At 40.4% G+C, this 3898-nt stretch carries 4 protein-coding genes and 1 pseudogene; all 5 read left to right on the forward strand.

The features are described from left to right. Positions 1–362 (forward strand): annotated as a pseudogene (locus RWZ99_RS09055) (hypothetical protein); the annotation flags it as partial. Between the two features lie 218 nt (positions 363–580). Beyond that, complete coding sequence (locus RWZ99_RS09060; RefSeq protein ID WP_314678253.1) at positions 581–1027, forward strand: LytTR family DNA-binding domain-containing protein; 447 nt, start codon at positions 581–583, stop codon at positions 1025–1027. A gap of 4 nt (positions 1028–1031) precedes the next feature. After that, positions 1032–1727, forward strand: a complete 696-nt coding sequence (locus tag RWZ99_RS09065; RefSeq protein ID WP_314678254.1) for a LiaF transmembrane domain-containing protein — start codon at positions 1032–1034, stop codon at positions 1725–1727. Between the two features lie 96 nt (positions 1728–1823). Continuing rightward, positions 1824–2861, forward strand: a complete 1038-nt coding sequence (locus RWZ99_RS09070; protein WP_314678257.1) for an LD-carboxypeptidase — start codon at positions 1824–1826, stop codon at positions 2859–2861. 355 nt (positions 2862–3216) lie between these two features. Beyond that, positions 3217–3898, forward strand: a 682-nt coding sequence (locus tag RWZ99_RS09075; protein ID WP_314678259.1) for an Hsp70 family protein, incomplete at its 3' end; no start/stop codon positions are given.

Raw genomic sequence — 3898 nt, forward strand, 5'->3', positions numbered from 1 at the left:
GTACTGATGATACCATGTATAAGGATGTAACGGCTGATATTGATAAAAATACTACGGGAGCCAAAAACCGTGCCGCTGATAGTATTACCTTCTCAGATGTTGATGTAACTGAAGTCGTTCAGACTGGTGAAAAGACCTTTAAAGTAACTTTTACGGCAGTCTATGATTTCTATTATGGCTATGATTCGAAATTCAAGTCATCAGGAGATATTAAAGATAAAATTTCTTGGACTTGTAACGTGGAATACGTTGGCGATGACGATAGTGACTCTAGTAGTAGCGGTTCTGACTACAGCGACTACCGTATCAACGGTAAGGCTGGCGAATCACAAAATGTGAGTCGTGAAAATACCGTGAAATAGTAGATACTTTTGCGGTTGACTAGTCAACAGTGGTTTTAAAAATGTTTAAGAGGTTTGGTCCTCAATCTAAAAAGTGGAGAACTTGGCAATAGCCAAGTTCTTTTTGATTGCTTCAACTTACCTCTTAGGGCCTAAACTGTGCCACTTACCTAAAAGCCCTTGTTTTGTTTAAAGCAGTTGTTATAATGGAACCATCAAAAGGACAGGAAAGGAGTATTATGAAAGTTAGCATCGCATTGGACCCATCCATAGATGAGCCTGAAATCTTGATTCGAGCTCCTCAATTAACAGAAGAAATAGCGCAGCTACAGGCGTCCATTTTAAAGCAAAAGTTGGCCCCTTTAGCCTTTTATAAGGATCGCAGCGAATATTTTTTGGATTTGGAAACTCTTCTCTTTTTTGAAACAGATGGGGAGAGGATTTATGGGCATACCAGGGACGAGGCCTATGAGGTCAAGCAGAAGCTCTATGAGTTGGAAGAGCTGCTTCCGATTGCCTTTTGTCGGATTTCCAAATCGACCATTGTCAACGTAAAGCAGATTTATGCATTAGAGAAGTCTTTTTCAGGGACCAGCACGGTTAATTTCTATCAGACCCACAAGCAGGTTCATGTATCAAGACGCTACTATCCAGTTTTAAAAGAACGATTAAACGAAATGAGGTAATATGATGAGAAATAGATTAATTGGGATCCTCTTGATCCTTTTGGCAGCTTTGGTAATTGTACAAGACTATTTTATACAATGGGAAATTAGTTTTTGGATGTTGGTCTGGGTGGTCTTGTTGACCGTTCTTTCTCTTTCTAGTTTTTTGAAACGGCACTTTGGTTGGGGCTTCATCTATGGTGTTTTGGCCCTCTTTTCACTCAATGGACAGTTTCATTTTCTTCCAGTATCTAATTCGGTCGTTATTCTTTCTTCTATTCTTGCAGTTATTGGCTTGAATACTCTCTTCAAACCTTCTGGTAAAGCGAAAAATCGTTTTGGTTTTGATGCTGCCGGGTCAAATGCTCAAAATGGTGGTAATGATATTGATGTGACTTTTTCAACGGTGACCAAATATCTCAATGACCAACACTTTACTCATGGAAGTGCGGATGTTAGTCTGGGAGAAGCGTCGGTTTATTTTGATAACTGCCGTATTGAAGGGCCGTCTGCCCAGTTTGATGTGGACGTTTCTCTGGGAAGTTTGAGTCTCTATGTACCCAGTGATTGGCGAGTTCATGTTAATGTGGACAACTCGCTCTCGGCTATTCAACACCAGGAAAATCCAAGCAATTTGACTAGCAAGGATTTCTACATCAAAGGGGATGTTTCCTTGGGGAATTTAGAAATTATTTATGTTGGTGAGAGTGTGATTGATTAAGTTAGTGGAGGGAACCTCTAATTAATATAGTACCTATTGTTTTATCTCACCTCCCGTGATAAGATAGGCTCAATCTATTTTCTAGGAGGATAATATATGGCTTCTACTATTGGTATCGTAAGTTTATCTAGTGGGATTATCGGTGAAGACTTTGTCAAGCACGAAGTGGACTTGGGTATTCAACGTCTCAAGGACCTCGGACTCAATCCTATCTTTTTACCTCATTCGCTAAAAGGCTTAGATTTTATCAAAGAACATCCTGAAGCTCGTGCAGAGGATTTGATTCAGGCCTTTTCTGATGATAGTATCGACATGATTCTATGCGCCATCGGTGGAGATGATACCTATCGCTTACTACCTTATCTTTTTGAAAATGATCAACTACAAAAGGTTATCAAACAAAAAATGTTTCTTGGCTTCTCGGATACAACCATGAACCACCTCATGTTGCATAAACTAGGGGTCAAGACTTTTTATGGTCAATCCTTTTTAGCAGACATTTGTGAACTAGACAAAGAAATGCTAGACTATAGCCTCCACTACTTTAAAGAATTGATTGAGACTGGAAAAATCTCAGAAATCCGCCCTAGTGATGTTTGGTATGAGGAACGGACTGACTTTAGTCCCAAAGCCTTTGGAACACCACGTATCAGCCATGTAAATACAGGTTTTGACTTGTTACAAGGAAATGCCCAGTTCGAGGGTGAAATCCTTGGTGGTTGCCTCGAATCCCTCTACGATATCTTTGACAACTCTCGATATGCAGACAGTAGAGAACTCTGCCAAAAGTATAAACTCTTCCCTGACTTGTCAGACTGGGAAGGCAAAGTCCTCTTGCTAGAAACAAGCGAAGAAAAGCCTGATCCGGAATACTTCAAAAAGATGTTGAGGACTTTAAAGAACACTGGGATATTTGAGGTCGTCAGTGGACTCTTGGTCGGGAAACCTATGGATGAAACCTTTTATGAAGACTATAAGGAAGCACTATTGGATATTATTAACAATAATATCCCAATTGTTTATAATCTGAATGTCGGCCATGCCACACCAAGAGCCATTGTTCCCTTTGGAGTCCACGCCTATGTAGACGCCATGGAGCAAGTCATTCGCTTTGACTATAACAAAGAAAGCTGAGAGGAATTTCTCAGCTTTCTTTCAGAAAGTAGGAGTGTCTTACTTGATATAAGGCATGACAATTTAGGAGGGACAGTAGCTCTGGGATTTCTAAGTTTATCAAGTCTTTCAAATCAACTAATACATAAGGGGAGTGGGACAAGGAACAATTTTTATGAAAGTTGTTCAGTCTCACTCCCCTTTTCCTATTTTATAGTCTCTTTATTTGTGATAATATAGTATAGTGAAAAATTAGACTGGAATGATTATACTCTATTGGGATTTATGTGACGAAAATGACATTAAAAATCTAGGCAAATGCATGCTAAGACTGAACGTCAGATAAATTCAAGATGAGACTAGAAGGGAAATTGTTATGAGAAAGAAAGCGATTGGTATTGATTTAGGAACAACTAACTCCGTCATGGCTGTTGTTCGTGAATACGTACCAGAGATTATTCCGATGGGGACGAATGACGATCAGGTCTTGCGTTCAGCGGTCTACTTCTCAAATATCGGTGGTAAAAACCATGTAGCTTTTGGTAAGGAAGCCATTGAGCGTGGAACAGAAATCGGAAGTACAGAAAACTTTAAATTTGACTTCAAGCGTGATATTGGTCGTCCGATTTCTAGTGATACACCAGATCATACACGTGTCAATTCTATTATTCTCTCTGCCTTGGTTTTGAACGAATTCCGTAAGCGTGCTTATGTAGTTGGTCAGGAAATGGGTCAAGCAGAGGGTATCAAGGATGCTGTCATCACAGTTCCTGCTTACTTTACGTCAGATCAACGTGCAGCAACGAAGACTGCTGGTCGTATCGCAGGATTTAACGTCTTGCGTATTATCAATGAACCTACAGCTGCGGCCATTGCCTATGCCCACACTAAAAATGCTCGAGGGAATGTCTTGGTCTTTGACCTTGGTGGGGGAACTTTCGACGTTACCATCATGCGTGTGGCTGATCATGCTTATGATATCTTGGCAACTGACGGGAACTCTCGCCTTGGTGGGATTGACTTTGATAAGCGTCTTGTGGGCTACATCATGCAAGAGT

Source organism: uncultured Streptococcus sp. (assembly GCF_963545685.1).
Taxonomy (GTDB): Bacteria; Bacillota; Bacilli; order Lactobacillales; family Streptococcaceae; genus Streptococcus.